Annotated in this window: 9 protein-coding genes; all 9 read right to left on the reverse strand. The window is 53.9% G+C overall.

Annotated elements, in window-relative coordinates; translation table 11 throughout:
* Window positions 1-131: 131 nt before the first annotated feature.
* On the reverse strand, window positions 132-1,889 hold the full coding sequence (locus ACR3ZL_RS14125; RefSeq protein WP_473652481.1) for an arylsulfatase: 1,758 nt from the start codon (window positions 1,887-1,889) through the stop codon (window positions 132-134).
* 128 nt (window positions 1,890-2,017) lie between these two features.
* Window positions 2,018-4,933 (reverse strand): right-handed parallel beta-helix repeat-containing protein, encoded by a 2,916-nt coding sequence (locus ACR3ZL_RS14130; RefSeq protein ID WP_473652480.1) that lies wholly within the window; start codon window positions 4,931-4,933, stop codon window positions 2,018-2,020.
* A 556-nt stretch (window positions 4,934-5,489) separates the two neighbouring features.
* Window positions 5,490-5,690, reverse strand: a complete 201-nt coding sequence (locus tag ACR3ZL_RS14135) for a hypothetical protein (protein WP_473652479.1) — start codon at window positions 5,688-5,690, stop codon at window positions 5,490-5,492.
* Window positions 5,691-5,834: 144 nt separating this feature from the next.
* On the reverse strand, window positions 5,835-7,061 hold the full coding sequence (locus ACR3ZL_RS14140) for a DUF1559 family PulG-like putative transporter (protein WP_473652478.1): 1,227 nt from the start codon (window positions 7,059-7,061) through the stop codon (window positions 5,835-5,837).
* Between the two features lie 302 nt (window positions 7,062-7,363).
* Window positions 7,364-8,770: a FecR domain-containing protein gene (locus tag ACR3ZL_RS14145; protein ID WP_473652477.1), complete on the reverse strand. Its 1,407-nt coding sequence runs from the start codon at window positions 8,768-8,770 to the stop codon at window positions 7,364-7,366.
* Window positions 8,767-9,405: a sigma-70 family RNA polymerase sigma factor gene (locus tag ACR3ZL_RS14150; protein WP_473652476.1), complete on the reverse strand. Its 639-nt coding sequence runs from the start codon at window positions 9,403-9,405 to the stop codon at window positions 8,767-8,769. The genes ACR3ZL_RS14145 and ACR3ZL_RS14150 overlap by 4 nt, the downstream gene beginning before the upstream one ends.
* Window positions 9,406-9,575: 170 nt before the next feature.
* Complete coding sequence (locus ACR3ZL_RS14155) at window positions 9,576-11,750, reverse strand: right-handed parallel beta-helix repeat-containing protein (RefSeq protein WP_473652475.1); 2,175 nt, start codon at window positions 11,748-11,750, stop codon at window positions 9,576-9,578.
* A gap of 146 nt (window positions 11,751-11,896) precedes the next feature.
* Complete coding sequence (locus tag ACR3ZL_RS14160; protein ID WP_486172709.1) at window positions 11,897-13,324, reverse strand: sulfatase family protein; 1,428 nt, start codon at window positions 13,322-13,324, stop codon at window positions 11,897-11,899.
* 110 nt (window positions 13,325-13,434) lie between these two features.
* Window positions 13,435-14,688 (reverse strand): alpha/beta hydrolase family protein, encoded by a 1,254-nt coding sequence (locus ACR3ZL_RS14165; RefSeq protein WP_486172710.1) that lies wholly within the window; start codon window positions 14,686-14,688, stop codon window positions 13,435-13,437.
* Window positions 14,689-14,923: the final 235 nt, after the last annotated feature.

Raw genomic sequence — 14,923 nt, forward strand, 5'->3', positions numbered from 1 at the left:
CGATTGCTTGCTGGATTCCTGTTCAAGGCAGGTGGATCGCGAACAGAAAAGCAGGTTCTGCGGGCGAGTTATTCGGTTCCGCCCGCGGAGCGTGCGGCCACATTGGGCAATGGAAAATTGGGCCCTGGAATTCAGAGAGCTTCCACTTCGGTGAAGTAAGCTCCGCCAGCTTTGCCGGACTTGTCGTACAGAAAAGTCAGCAGTTCGGTTGGACCGGCAGGCAGATCGAGCTCGAAGACGACTCCCTTCGTACCGCGGCGAACGGGAAGCTCTTGCTCGATTCCGGCGATCTGAATCTTTGCACGCACCGCCACTACTGGTTTGTCAGCCTCTTCGGGCAACTGTCGCAACGTCAGACGATAACGTCCGGCTTGTTGAACATCCACCATCCATGGACCCGTGACTTTGGGAAGTCTCTTGATCGAATTGAAATTCCACGGTGGATTTCCCTTTGGCATGTACCAGTCCTGCGAGCAGAGCACGGTTGGGTTGTCGGTCGGATTGCCAAGGTCAATTCGAACAGGCGTCATCCGAGGCGATACGGATTCCCAATAGGTCGCGTAGTGGCCGCGAAGTTGCTCGACCACTTCAGGATGCTCAGTGGCAACGTCTTGTCGTTGCGCAGGATCAGCCTGTACGTCATAAAGTTCTTTTCCGTCCAGCAAACGCCAACGTTCCGTCATGACATAGGAGTCTTTCTCGGCTTGTGGCGGATAGCTAAATCCAGCACCACCATGGAACTGCATCACAAGACGCTCTCGATCCCAGACCGCGTCGTCGCTACTGAGCAACGGAACCAATGACCGACCGTCCAAATGGGATGTTGCAGGAACCGTCACGCTGCACATCTCGGCCAGCGTTGGCAGCACGTCGTAATGCGCCGCCAGCGTGTCAATATCGCGGCCACCTTTCAGTCCGCCTTGCGGCCAGTGGATGAAGAACGGAACACGGTGCCCTCCTTCATAGATCGACGATTTCTTTCCTCGCATGCCGGCGTTGAATCCCGTCAACGCCTCTGAGTTGAGTCCTTTGAATTTCGCTCCGGCAGCAGTTCCGTTGTCCGTCATGAAGATCAGGATTGTATTTTCGGCCAACCCGAGATCCTGAAGTTTCGCCCGAAGGATGCCCATGTTGTGGTCGATGTTCGCAATCATGCCGTAGAAGTTTGGATTGGCAACGCCGGGAATGTTTCGATACGGCGATGCCCACTTCTGGTCGACCAAGTACGGTCCGTGCGGTGCGTTGAGCGGGAGATATAGGAAGAACGGTTTATCTTTGTTGTCCTCAACGAAGCGGATCCCTTCGCGGAAGAACACGTCGGTGCAATAACCGTCAAACGCTTCGAACGTGCCGACACGGCTACCTGGCTTCACGCGTTCATAGGTATCGTCGAAATAGTCGTTGCCCCAGTGGTCGGACGCCTGACCAATTCCGCCGCAACGATGCCAGACTGCATCTTGAAATCCGTGATCTTGTGGACGGTGGGGGGCGTTATCGCCCAAATGCCATTTTCCAGCCATGCCGGTCGCATAGCCGCTGGCGGCAAACAAGTCGGCAATGGTCGTCTCATCGGTGTGCAGCATCGTTCGTCCGCTGCTGGTTCGATACGCACCGTTGCGTCCGGGATCGCGCCCGGTCATCAGCGATCCTCGTGTTGGCGTACAGAACGAACTGACATGGAAGTCAGAGAAACGGATTGATTCGCGGTAAAGACGATCCAAATTGGGCGTCTTCAGAATCGGATTCCCATGGCAGCCTAAATCGCCATAGCCTTGGTCATCGGTCAGCACCAAGATGACGTTCGGGCGTTCTTCCGCAAGCGATGCGAACGTCATGGAACGCACACATAACAAGAGCGTTGCGAGGAATATGACCTTGTTCGTTCTCATGTTGGAAACTTCAAAACGTTCGTTCGTGGATACACGATCTTTGTGGACCGCTAGCTTTCGACGTATCAAGATACACGCGTGCGTCGACCGCCGTGCATGTATCTATAAAAGATGCCGATACTTTGGCCTTATTTAGCCACTTCGACGGCGAGTTCCTGCATTGCAGTGTTTTCGCCACCCCCCGTCGAGTTTACCGGCGAAACGCTCCAGACAATCCAGCGAAACGAGCCAAGAGCTTGGTCTTCGACCGCTCGGAGCGAAGCAGCGGAAAACGCGATAGTTGCTAACGCCGAGGTGTCGATACTTCCGAGAGGTTCAAATCGTGAGCGGTCTGACAAATTCCATCCCGGGTCGGTCGCCGAGTTGCTGCCATAGAGCGTCAGCTTTTGAGTACCACGATCACCCTTTTGATACGACCAGCTCGTGATCGCTGTGATTGGCTTGGTCGCTCCTAAATCGATTTTGTAGGCTCCGTTGCGAACGCCATTGCCGAATACAGGACCGAAAGTTTCTGCCAACTTTCCATCGGTCAAAGTGACAAGCGATTCGTTCGATGTTTTCTGATTGGCCAAGATGTTCAGGTTCTTTGATGCCTTGGGGGAAAGGCGAGCAAACCCATCGGTTGTGTTGGAAGACTCCAGTTTGATATAGCAGCTTGGCGAAATCGTCAGAGCTTGATTGGCCTGATTGCGAACGAGCGAAACATTCAATGGCGCCGCGCCAACCTCGATGATCGCTGCGAACAATTGAGGCAGGTTCGTGACCTTGTGCTCGTTCAGGCCTTGGATCAGATCATTCGACTGGAAACCAAGTTGACGAGCCTCACTGCCTTTGGGCACTTCGGCTAAGGCGACACCGCCATCCTGTTTGCTCACGCCGTACGCAGAGAATTCCTCACCCGTTAATTCGTGAAGTTTGGCGCCCAGCCAATACGACTCGGCGGGCTCGACTTCAGCCGACGAATTGCTGCCTTTGCTTTGCGTTGTATTGATAAGTTCGGGAATGACGGGTGTTTTGGCGATCGCTTTTAGTGACGCTTTTTTCACTCCGAATTGGTCCATCGGAAAATTCTTGAACCCGATCTTAAACGCAGGTGACCCCTCTTTCACTCGGAAGTCACCGTTCGCCGGATCTACGAAAAGCGGATCGCCGACAATCGAGTTCACTTCCCAGCCATACTTTGCGTGACGTTTCATCTGTTCTTCGGTCACATTGAAATACAGGTTTCCATCAACTCGCTTACCCTTGGCTACCTGGCTCGGCATTCGGGCACCTCGAGCGGGAGCCATAAAGATATTCGAGAACACCTCGTCTTCGCTGTGATCGTACCAAACGTGAGGGTGCAATCCATTGTTGACGGTGATGTTGTTCCACGCTCGTCGTCGGAACCCTTCCCGTAGTTTCAGTCCGCGTGCGAGTAACAGGTTGTTGTAAATGTCGTAGTTGGTCGATCCATCGTCGAGGTCGATATCCCAACCGTGATCGCAACGCCATCGACTGTTTCGAATCGTGGTTGTCTTGATCGCGTCAAGGAACGGCAGGCTCGGTTCTTTGTCTACGGCCACTTGGGTCACCGATCGGTCGCTATGCCAGAAGCGATCGCGACCCCAGGAATTAAATGAACCGTGGTCATGAGTTTCCAGTACCGTATCAAAGACATCACAGCCCTCGATCAAGTGGCCGCCCCAGGCACCGTCACCGATGTTGATTCCCGCGCGGGCGGTGTCGTAGATCGAGCAGTCACGCACGGTGATCTCGGCCGCCATATCCATTGTCACGCCAGCGGGTTGACGTTCGGTACGTCCGATGCCATGGATTAGGCAGTCTTCGACCACCCCTAACGCCGGATAGTTGTTTGTCTTTGGACCGGGCGTGCGGTCAATCTCTGCCAAGTCGTTCTTCTCGCCGTATTCGAACAGTGGATCGCGGACAGCGTCTGGGTCGCCGATAAAACAAACGCCACTAGCGCCGGTATCATGAATGTGGCAGCCCTTCACCAGAGGACGACGATTGTAGTTGTTCACGAAAATTGCATTGCCGCCGACTTGGTCAAACTCGCAATCAAGAATGCCGACGTCTTCGGTCCCGGTCAGCATAAACGCACCGCCGCGATAGATCGCCCAATCGCTGCGGAGCATTTGTTCTTTGGTTTCCATGAACGTTCGAGCTGCGTGGCGAACGGTGAACCCTTGAAGTGTCATGTGCTTTACGGGCTCTTGTTCACTGCCTTGAAACTCCACAAGATGTCGCAGACGGACGACTTCAATTTTGGCGTCGTCAAGATCCACACCGCGAGGTGGCATGTAGTACAAGGTGTGCTTTGCGGCATCGTGATACCATTCGCCGGGCGCATCGAGTTCTTCAAAGATGTTTTCGACCATGCGATACTCTTTGTGCATGCCCATCTTGCGATTGTTCTGCCAACCACCTTCGTACGTGACCTCGCCGTCGTCGTCCTTGCCCGTAATTCGATAGTGGTACCCGCCCCACCGGGAGCGGTGCATCGCGTGGACGTACGCACCCGCCGGATCGGCCCACCTTTCAGCTCGCTTTTTTGAAAATGCGTCGGCGGCGAATCCCTGGTAGGGCTCGGCTTTCTTGCTTGCATCGTAATTCGGGTAGCGAGCCATCCGCTGGTTGGTTCCATCAACAAACAACTGGTCGATCTGAAGGCCTTGGGCGGTCGAAGCCATGAAGATCCCGTCGCGAAATGGTTTCCAATCAAGCGTCAATTCCGAGCCACCACTGATCACCGCGCCGCCTTCGTTGGTGGCCTGGTAAACTACGGGATGCTGAGCGGTGCCCGAATCGGCTGCGGTGAAGACGATTGTACTGGAAAGGTAATAAACCCCATCGGCAACGTGCACCGCAACGGTCTCTCCCCCAGCAAACTCGCGAGCAAGGGATTGGGCTCGTTCGATTGTCGCTACCGGCTCACGCTGCGTTCCTGAGTTTGTGTCCCGCCCGGTCGTGGCAACGTAGATATCGGCGGCGGACAATGTGCCAGTTGCTAGAACGAGCAAAAGTAGTGATGTGAATCGCATGATCAAGATGTAAGTCTTAGGTTGACGATAGAGAGTGCGAGAGGTCGTTAGTGTAACCGAGGAAATTCGATGGGCCGCTAAAGATCACCAGCCGAGTTGGTGGTGTGATCCTGCCTCGCTCTTCAGCAGCTTCCGGCAGAGAATGCCGATTAGCATTCCAAATGTAGCAAGCACGGCCTTCTGCGCTGTCCACCTCAAGCCAGTGCTCACCCACGCAACGATGGGCGACAATAGGCAGGATTTTAAACGCCAGTGCCACGGCCGGCCGGCAGGTTGGCGAGCCGAAGCTTGTTCAGCATTTCGCCTTAGAAGCTTTTCGTTTAATAGCACTGACGCCTTCTCAAGTTGGCAAGAAATGCATCCGCGGAGTAAACCAGCGGTTAGCGTAGAGCAAAAGCGAAACGGTGAACTGGTCGAGCGAGGTTCCTCGAAGAAATCCCTACGGTCGCCACCACCGAATTCCCAACTCCGGAAGCGGAGATTACCCGCTTCAACTACCTTTGTTGTGCTGGGATTCCGATAGTCACTGATACTCTTGCGGCTAGGTGTGGGACGTTCAGTCCGCGTCATCCAGTTTCACTTTAGCTTCCATGTCCTGCTGTTGTGACTCAGCGGCTATCTTTGCTCGTATCTCTTTGTACTTTTCACGCTCGCTTTGAGACGACTCTGGTACTCCGGAAGTTGCCGAGCCACAACCTGGCAACACGCTGCTTGATAAGCCCGTTAAAAGCAGAAACACTGCCATCTTTGAATTCATACTATTCGATTGTTTAAGAGTGGGACGGAAGTTCTCCATTCGCCAGGGAACCAACGAGTTGCCTGCGAATGGAGGTGAAAAACATGGTGCCCAAGCCAGAGCTCAGGCACCGATTGAGCGGCAGAGAATACAGTCCGAGTCGGCTTAGAGCTCTTCCCCGATTACTTCCTTGCTGGCCCGTGTGCCCAATGCTCCCCAAAGCCCGTAGGGACTTTGGGCTCCTGGTTGCTGGCCTGCGGCCGTGCCACCATTTCGAACGGCCCGAGCACTCGAGTTGCCTGCTTCGATCGAATCGGTGATGAACTTCACAGCACCGTCACCCATCAACACGTGCGCACCACCCTGGTGACGACTGGTTGCACTGCCAACAGCGGCCTGCATTTCACTATTCGATGTGCAGAACTCACTGTTAGGCGGCAGCATCGTGTACATCGTGCACTGGAGAGGCCGTCCCATTGCCCATTGGTAACCACGTCCCGCCGTTACCGCGTGGAAGGTTCCAGCAGGGGCGTCGGGGGTTGCTTTCCAAAAACTGGGGCGAGTGGGATCAACATTGCCACGGCAATACAAGGGGTTGTTTCCGATGAACCTCGCGTCCTTGCCAACATTGATCCCGATTGTTCGCTTGTCTCTGTCGCCAATGTCGGTAGCGATCTCTCCCATCACAACGGTGTTCGCAAGACCATCCAAGATGTCTCGGAACTTCATCTTCCTGCGCAATACGAAAGCACCACGTGCCTCAACACGTTGAGCCTCGTTGTGATCGGTTTCCACTGCGGCTAGGTTGCCTGTCTTTCCCCAGCCAATGAACGAAGCATGGTCATGGTAGACGCCATCCCCAAGACAGACCGCGTAATTGGTGCGTCCTAGAGCGGGAAGCCCGACGCCGGGGTCGCTGGGGCATCGCAGTGTTGGAATCTCGGTCGACCATGGGATGTAGTCGCCATTGTCAGCAACGGGGCCCATCGCACTCCAAGTGACCGAAGTGTCATTCGGATCATCAATATCACCGATCGATGGGTTACTGATTTGCTCCCAAAGAGCCTGTCCCTCGAAGAATGGCAAAAGGCCGACAAAAGCACTGAGGGTCATTCCGTTACTAAGAACGGAGGTGCTATTCCAGTCGTCATCTGTTCCGCTCGGCCGCAGCGTTCCGCCACCGTGCATCGGTAGCTGCTGATACGCGGAGTGGTAATTATGAACCGCGAGTCCAATTTGCTTGAAATTGTTGCTGCAACTCATTCGGCGAGCGGCTTCGCGGGCCGCCTGTACCGCTGGAAGCAGAAGTCCAACCAGGACTCCAATAATTGCGATGACTACCAGTAGTTCCACTAGGGTGAAGCCACGTTTGGGTTGAGAAAGTGTCGTCATGAATGTGCTCTACAAGAAATACGGGGGTAAACCAGACGCATGCACCTCACGTGAAGCTAATTGCATACGCCCTCGTCATCACTTAACGATGAACCCACCAGTTCTGCAGGAAAATGTCGGGAATTTTTCTGGGAATTCCTGGGGAGTTCTGCCTGACTCCACCGCGGCGTTGAGATAAGCACTTTGATTCTCGTGCATTGCCATGAATTCGCCTATTACAGCAAACGCTTCGTGCCTCCCCCAAACGGACCGGTGCCGGCCTGGTCGCTAAGATGCTGGCTCCGAGGAAGACTTCGCTGCATCTACTGCGGCTGACTTGGTGACAATATCAGCGACTGCAGGTTCATCAGCCCCTCGGTGTCTTTATTGCCATTGTCTCGAATGATAACAGTGCGTTCCTTACGGCTGATGACGGAAACGGTGTGCCGCCCTTTGCGAAGGTTTACGGTGCCATACTGGATTCGCTGGTATTGGTCCCAATCTGCTGTAGACGGGACTGTCCTGTTATCGCCGACTGCAACGCCATCAATTTTTATGACGTAGTTCCCGCCCGCTTCAACAGGCACACATGCGATATCCAGTTCAACGAGGAAGGTCTGGTCTTTCTCGACCTGGATCGTCCACGATGGAAATTCATTTTTGTCCTTCCAGCCGGCGAGGCCAGCGACTTGCTTTTTGAAAACCAAGGTTTCGCCAGTAATCTTGGCCGCTTCCGCTTTTAGCAAAAACACACCTTCAGTGTTTGCGAATTGAAGCGAAGACAAATCGTGCAGACTGGGCAAATGTTGTTCTCGCACAAACTCGTGATCCCCCGGCAGTGTTGCGTCAGTATCGCCGCTCAGTGAGCTTGCAAATCCGGATTCCAAATGCAGCGGCGTGTCGGCCTCTTTGGAATGCAGATCCACCGCACCCTCGAAAACACGAACAATCCCCGCTCCTTCGTGGTCGACATGGACACCGAACTGAGTTCCCAGATCGACAATAGACGCGGTCGGGGTATGTACCTGAAACCCTTGACTGTTTTCGTTAATTCGGGCTGTCAATTCTCCGACGTCCAACCTTATTTGGTTCGAACCCGAAACTACCAACGTAGATGGACTTCGGAGTACCACTCTCGCACCGCTGACAAGCTCGATCACGCTCAGTCCGCTAGCAAGCTGCAACACCTGGCCCCGCTTGATTGATGAGCCTTCGTTCAACAGTTCCGTTGTTTCACTCCATTGAGCGTCGATGCTTTGGACGACTTTCGCAACGGACGATCTGGATTGATCCGGCTGTCGAATTGGCGGAGTGGAAGCGAGGTCTTCGTGGGAGGGACTGAATATGCCCAGTCCGATTCCCCAAATTGCTGCAGCCATCGCGAGCAAAACGAGCGCAAACCGCACGGGATGTCGACGCAGTCTGAGGGAATCAGCGGGATTGGCATGGGCAGTCGAGGTGACTCGTTCGGATCGCTTCGGAACAGGAGCTAAGAACACCTTTTCTAAGTCAACCAATATCGATTTCGGTTCGCTGGTCGGTCCGGCTGATTGCTTTACCCACGATTCAATTTGAATTTCAGCGGCAAGGTATTCCCAGTACAAGTACCGAACTCGCGGATCGCATCCGAGTTGCTCGTTCAACCAACGCATTTCCTCTTCGCTTGCCGTTTGATCGCAAACGCGGGAGAAAAGATCTTGTAGATCGTTTTGAGTTTCTGGGAAATTCACGCCTGAGCCCCCAGACGTGAATCGATGCATTCTTGGAGCATCCGACGAAGATTTGCCAAGCGGCGGTAAAGCGTGTTTTCAGATACGTGCAGCGACTTGGATATCTTGCGAAGGTTTTCTTGTGACCAGTACCGTTGCCGTAACAAGTCGATGGAGGGCTCATCCAGCTTCTTGAGGCATTCTTCCAATGCCGAAGCTCGCGACTCCAGTACGCACCCGTGCAGCTCGTACTCCCACGACAACTTGGCGATCGTGGATTCGTCAAACGCGTTGCCCATCCAGCGGCGATACTTGCCTCTCTCGCGAGCCTTTAGCACTTGCGTGTGAGCAAACTTTCTGGCCCAAGCACCGAAAGGTCGTGAGCGGTCGAATTGATCGAAGTTTTGCCACAAGCGAACCGCCGTTTCCTGCAGAACATCCGCGGCATCGGAGTGTGACGGCAACAGTCCATAGATGTACATGAACAACTCTCGTTCGCACTGACGAAAAAGCTCTTCGAACTCTTTGCGAGAGAGTTCGTCAGTTTCAGGGAGTTCGGACATCGATCGTTTATCGGCGAGGGTTGGAATGATTTCGGGAGTGGGACCCTGAGCAAGATAGACCGATCGCATTTGGCTGGCGGCAATCTTCAGCATGGGAACACGTTGTTTAACGATGAACCCAACGAATCCACGCCGGATTTTGCAGAAATTCCAGATCCTTTCTGTTCGCTTGGATTTCCGGACCCTCTGGATATGCCTTCATTTCGACCGGAAAACCCGTGAACAACCGGTCCGTGATAATGCTCGCCCGCGTTTCGACTGGATCAGTTCCGCAGCCCCATCCTCGAAACGTCGATAGGCTTGATTCCCATCTTCAGGGCGGGCGAGGTTGGATGAAAACGAAAATCTCCATTCTCTGGATCGACAAACATCGGATCAGATGCCCGGCTATGAGAGTCGACTCCATCGAGCCGCTGCTTCTTCAGCATTTCCTCGCCCAAGCTTGGATCCGCCGAGCAGTAGTAGATGTTGTAATCGGTGTCGGCGTCCGCTGATCGAGCCAGTGCTCGGCCTCGGCGATCTTCGTTGGTTCGTCCGTTACCCGGGCCCAGCTCGTTGATGAACTGGCAGTCTTTGTTCGATGAGTAAAATACATTCCTCTGAATCGTCGCCCCCTTCAAAGGTCCCTCGCGAACAGACAAATAGTAGCCACGGGGCGGCGCGATCACATCCACCACCAAATTGTTTTCGACGCGAGTGTTCAGCTTCAACATGATCCCTTGGGAAGTGCACTTGTAGATTACGTTCTCTGCAATGGTGGTATCCATCTGCCCGCCATCGGTCCGGATCGCACACTGCATGATCATGGGCGCAACCAAGTGGTGAACATAATTGCGACGAATTAGATTTCCCGCGCCCGCACCGCGGATGTAGATGGCATTGCCATCACCTAACGCTTCCATCGCATGATGAATCTCGTTGAACTCGACGGTGTTGTCGTGCGTGTGCAGGAATGGTCGGACGTCATCAAGCGTGAACTTCGCTTTCTTCGTCGGTCTTTCGCCAATTTCGTGCCAGCGAATGGTCCGAGTCAACTCTCGACCCGACTTTGAAAAGAAGTCGACCATGCACCCCGAGAGAATCAGCGACGTGTAGGGAGTGTGATGGATCAGGTTGTGGGTCACTTGGTTTTCGCCACTCTGCCACAGCATAATGCCGGACGAATGGGAATAGATTCGACCGGTGTGGTGAATGTGGTTGTTGTCGACAAGGTTTTGTTTGTTGACATCTTTGGTGCCAGGACCGTAGCCGCACAACAAAACGCCGGATCCTCCGATCTGTTCGATGTGATTGTTTGCGATCGTGTTATGGATTGCATGCAGATCCATGCGGATGGCTCCACTGCCGCTGTGTGCAAAATGGCAACCCTCGACGACGCAGTTTTCGGTTCCACGTAAACGCAGCAAGGCTGTCGCCTTGTCGTGCATCTCCCAATCGTGTTGCAAACCTGCATCGTCATTCGATAGCGTGAACCGGTCGCCATGCTGGAACGTCAGCCCTTTGAAAGACAGATTTCGAACCGGAACTTCTTCAGAGCCGAGTTTGTCGATGTCGCCTTCCACACGGACCAGTTCAATCAACTTGGGTGCATAAACGCTTCCTGTGTTACGCGGCCATAGATAGAGCTTGTTTTCTTGCGTATTGAGTACCCACTCACCTGGCTCATCAAGTTCCTCGAGAACGTTTTCAACCCAGCACGATTGAGTGTCTTTTAAGAAGTGCAGTTGATTCATCGCGTACGTCGCGTCGACTGACGTGTGCGCGATTTGTTGCTCCTCATCGACCGACTTCAAAGGAAGCACGTTCACGATCCACGCATGATGCGGACGCACAACGATCTCCACATCCGATACGTTGGACCAGTTTTTTAGTTTACCTTCTGGAAACCGCAAACTGTTGCGGCTACTTCCCTTGAGCGGAATGAAACCAGCGGATCTTGATCGTGGTAATAGGCCTTCTTGATCGAACAAACATTTAAAAGTTCCCTCCACATCCGCGACGAGCACATTGCCGCGTGCTGCCGGCGGCAATCCAGGGATATTTGCGTCAGCCTTTTGCCAGCCCGTGATCGGTACCGATGAACTGAGTACGGGTGTCTCGCCAGGATAGGCCGCGTAGGTAATCGTCGATTCGCCTTCGCCGGAATCCTGCAGATCGAAGACGACCGTTTCGTTGAGCGTGTAGGTTCCCCCACGCAGCAGAACCACGATGTCGTTTGACTTTTTCTCTTTCAGTTCACGGACAGCATCGCGAACGCGTCCAAGCGTCGCGAAGGGGCCATCGCTCGATAGGCGATTCGCATCCGGCAGGGTTCCTGACCAATCGTCCGAACCGCTGGGTGACACGTAGAAGTCGGCCTTTGGCTGCGTCTGCTCTGCGATGGCGTCACCAAAGCCGATGAGCAGTAAGACGAACGTGAACATCAAAATACGTTGCATGATTTTTACGACTCTGAGGTTGCCAGAAATGTTTTTCCAAGTTGCGAGCGTTCGAGCCTCGCGATTACGTTCGGTAGCGACGTTGTAGTATGGTTGAATATGTTGGCTATGAAACAGCGAGCAGCGTATCCATTGGGAACGAACCGCTAATTCGCTATTGGCTTCTTTGACTTCTGTGTTTTTGCTCTAGCGGTTTTCGGCTGTTTAGGTGCGGCGCAGCATCGCGGGTTGGGCGTTTGGGGGAGTGACTCTTTCCACGTGTCCAGTTTCAGATTGAGTCGTTGGACGATCTCGGGATTCCGACTGGAAACATCGATTGTCTCGGCCCAGTCGTTCTCGAGATCGTATAGCTCCGCTTTGTCGAGTTCTTTGTTGACGACAAACTTCCAACGACCATCACGAACGCCCAGAGATGGCCAGTTGTATTCCTGGGACGCACCGCCCTTCCACTCCCAAAAGATTGGCTTAGATCTTTGGATCGGTCTGCCCTTGAATGCCGCCAATACATTCTCTCCATCGGGCTTGAAGTCGGCCGGCAGGTTTCCATTCGCGATATCGACAAAGGTTGGCAGTAGATCCACCGCAGTGATGACGGAAGTCGTGTCGACCCGACCCTTGGGTGCAACACCAGGCCAACGGACAATGAAGGGAACTCGGATGCCGCCGGCGAACAGAGAGCGTTTACGGCCTTTTAGTCCGCCGGTCTCGCCGACGGAGTAGTAGGCGCCCAAACCGGGGTCACCTTCGCGGTGAATTTTGGCTTCCTGACCGCGAGTTGCTTCTGGGCCATTGTCTGTGGTGAAGACGACCAGCGTGTTTTCGTCAATGTCGAGTTCTTGCAACAATGCCAAGACGCGACCGACGCCTTCATCGCCTTCGGCGATCACCGATGCGTAAACTTTCTTTTGCTCATCCAAGTCTTTGAACTGCTGCAGATATTTGTCTAGCGGGTAGTGTGCCAAATGCACTTCATGCAGCCATAGATTGACAAAGAACGGGCGGTCCTTGTTCTCTCTGATGAACATAGTCGCGTGATCGACCGAAGCCAGTCCGTCTTTGCTGATCTCGTGGGTCTTGGAGCCGTTGAAGGTAGCGTAGGTGTCATAGCCGTATTGATCTTCCGTCGGGACACCCGCCCCGCCGCCGAGATGCCACTTGCCGAAATGCCCAGTTCGATAGCCGGCTAGTTGTATAATCCTCGCTAGTGATGGTCCTTGGGGATCGAGCCAATCCGGCATGCCGCGTTTTCGATTCGATTGAATGCCGGCAAAGTGTTGATGGATGCATTGTCGAGCTGGGAATTGCCCCGTCATGACGGCAACGCGACTGGGGGAACATACCGGGCTGTTGACGGTGAAGTTTGTAAAGTCGATTCCCTCGGCAGCCATCTTGTCTAGATGTGGCGTTTGACAAAACGTGCTGCCGTGACAGCTTAAGTCACCATAGCCCCAATCATCCGCAAAGATGAAGACGATGTTAGGCTTGCCGGTCGCCATGGCCGGTCCAGGGCTGCAACATGCGATCGCGGCGAACAAAAACAAGAAGCTATTCTTCAGGTGATTCATCGTTGACATCAGAATTGCTTTCCAGGTGAACGGAGTCAGGGCAAATGTTGGGGGATAGTTGTGTGCCGGCGAGCATCGCGTTGCTTCTCTTTCTCGCGTGAAAAGCGACAGCAGCTAGTTCATGGTAACACTGACGCAGTACCTGAGTTGGTCTCGAAATATTCCGAGCTTGCGGTTAGTTCACCTGACATCACGTTCACGAAGAAGGCGGTTGTTGCTGCAGGAAGTTCGGCGGCGGCTGTCCACGAACCGTTACGATGCTTGAGTTCAGCGGACGTTTCTGTCCATTTCCGACCTCCTGTGAAGCCGGTGTCGGTTGTTGAAATGAGCGTTGCTTGATCCAGCGTTCTGGAACTCGCGAAGGACACCTCGACAGCGTTCGATTTACGATGCATTGCGAGCTGGCGACACCAGGGCTTTCCATCACGCACGATGCTTTCTGCAAATGCATAACTGTCCGGCGGAGTCCAACTGGCTGGAGTGCTGTGTTTCATTCCTGGAAGCAGAGCAACCATGTAGTCTCCGCTCATCGCACGATAGCTGGCGGCTTGGCTGTCGAGCGGGAAATGGTGGTCTTCGGGCCAGGAAAACCACAACGCGGGCATTTTCGCGTGAGGCAGATAATGCAGTGGATCCCAAACTTCTCGGTAAAACGTATTGGTGCCTAGTGCTTCGCCCCACTGGTTGTCGGCGTCGAACATGCGACCGCAACCGTAGGTTGGAATCGCGAATGCGAAACGGGAATCGATGCCCATCGCGGTGCTGGTAATTACGCCGCCCCAAGAAACGCCCATCACGCCGACGTTCTCGGTGTCTACCTGCGGTAAGGAACGCAGTAAGGAATTGGCTAAGATTGTGTCGGCGACGGCATGATACATCCATTGATCTTTCAGTGGTTTATCGACGTCCTTGTAATGCCCGCGTCGCCAGGGGCCGGGCCAGTCATGCTTTTCCCACTTACGTTTTGCACTTCGTCGTTCGATCTGCCCTTCATGAGCGATCGCGATTGCCGCAAATCCTTTCTCATTCCATCGACGGACCCATTCGCGAAAAGCGGTTCCGCCGCCACCGTGAACTAGCACAACGCCCGGCACCTTGGCGTGGCTTGTATCGGGAAGCCCCAGCCAAGCGAATACTTTGGTGGGCTTAGCCTCGTAGTCCAACGCATCGAAATAGATCGCGCGGATTCCGTTCGCGTCCTCGAACCCTTTTGCATCTGTGAAGTGCGGCGCGGCGGTAAGGTTTCCCAGGGCGAGCACTTCCGCCCTTTGCGCCTTGAAGTCCTGGGCATGGCCTAAACAACCGAATCCGATGACCAAGGTGAAGACGCAGCAATAGAAAACAGGTGTTGAGCGAATTAGCTTGCCTGGCATTTCCTGAACCTTCTAAAAGCCGGTGGGGGTTAAAATTGAACTACCCCGAGTAGTTAGATCCTAACGTACTTTGAACCGAGAAGGGCTCTCTACGAATCGGCTGTCAGGCTGTTGGATGTTTGGCTTGTGCCAGACAGTGTGTCGCCCGCGAGATAAGCTGCTGAAGTAGTTTGAAAGGAGTTGTCCAGGTATCAGCGTTAAGTGGGCTTAGATGGGCAAGATTTCAAGAACACGC

This window comes from Rhodopirellula sp. J20-39, from assembly GCF_057365095.1.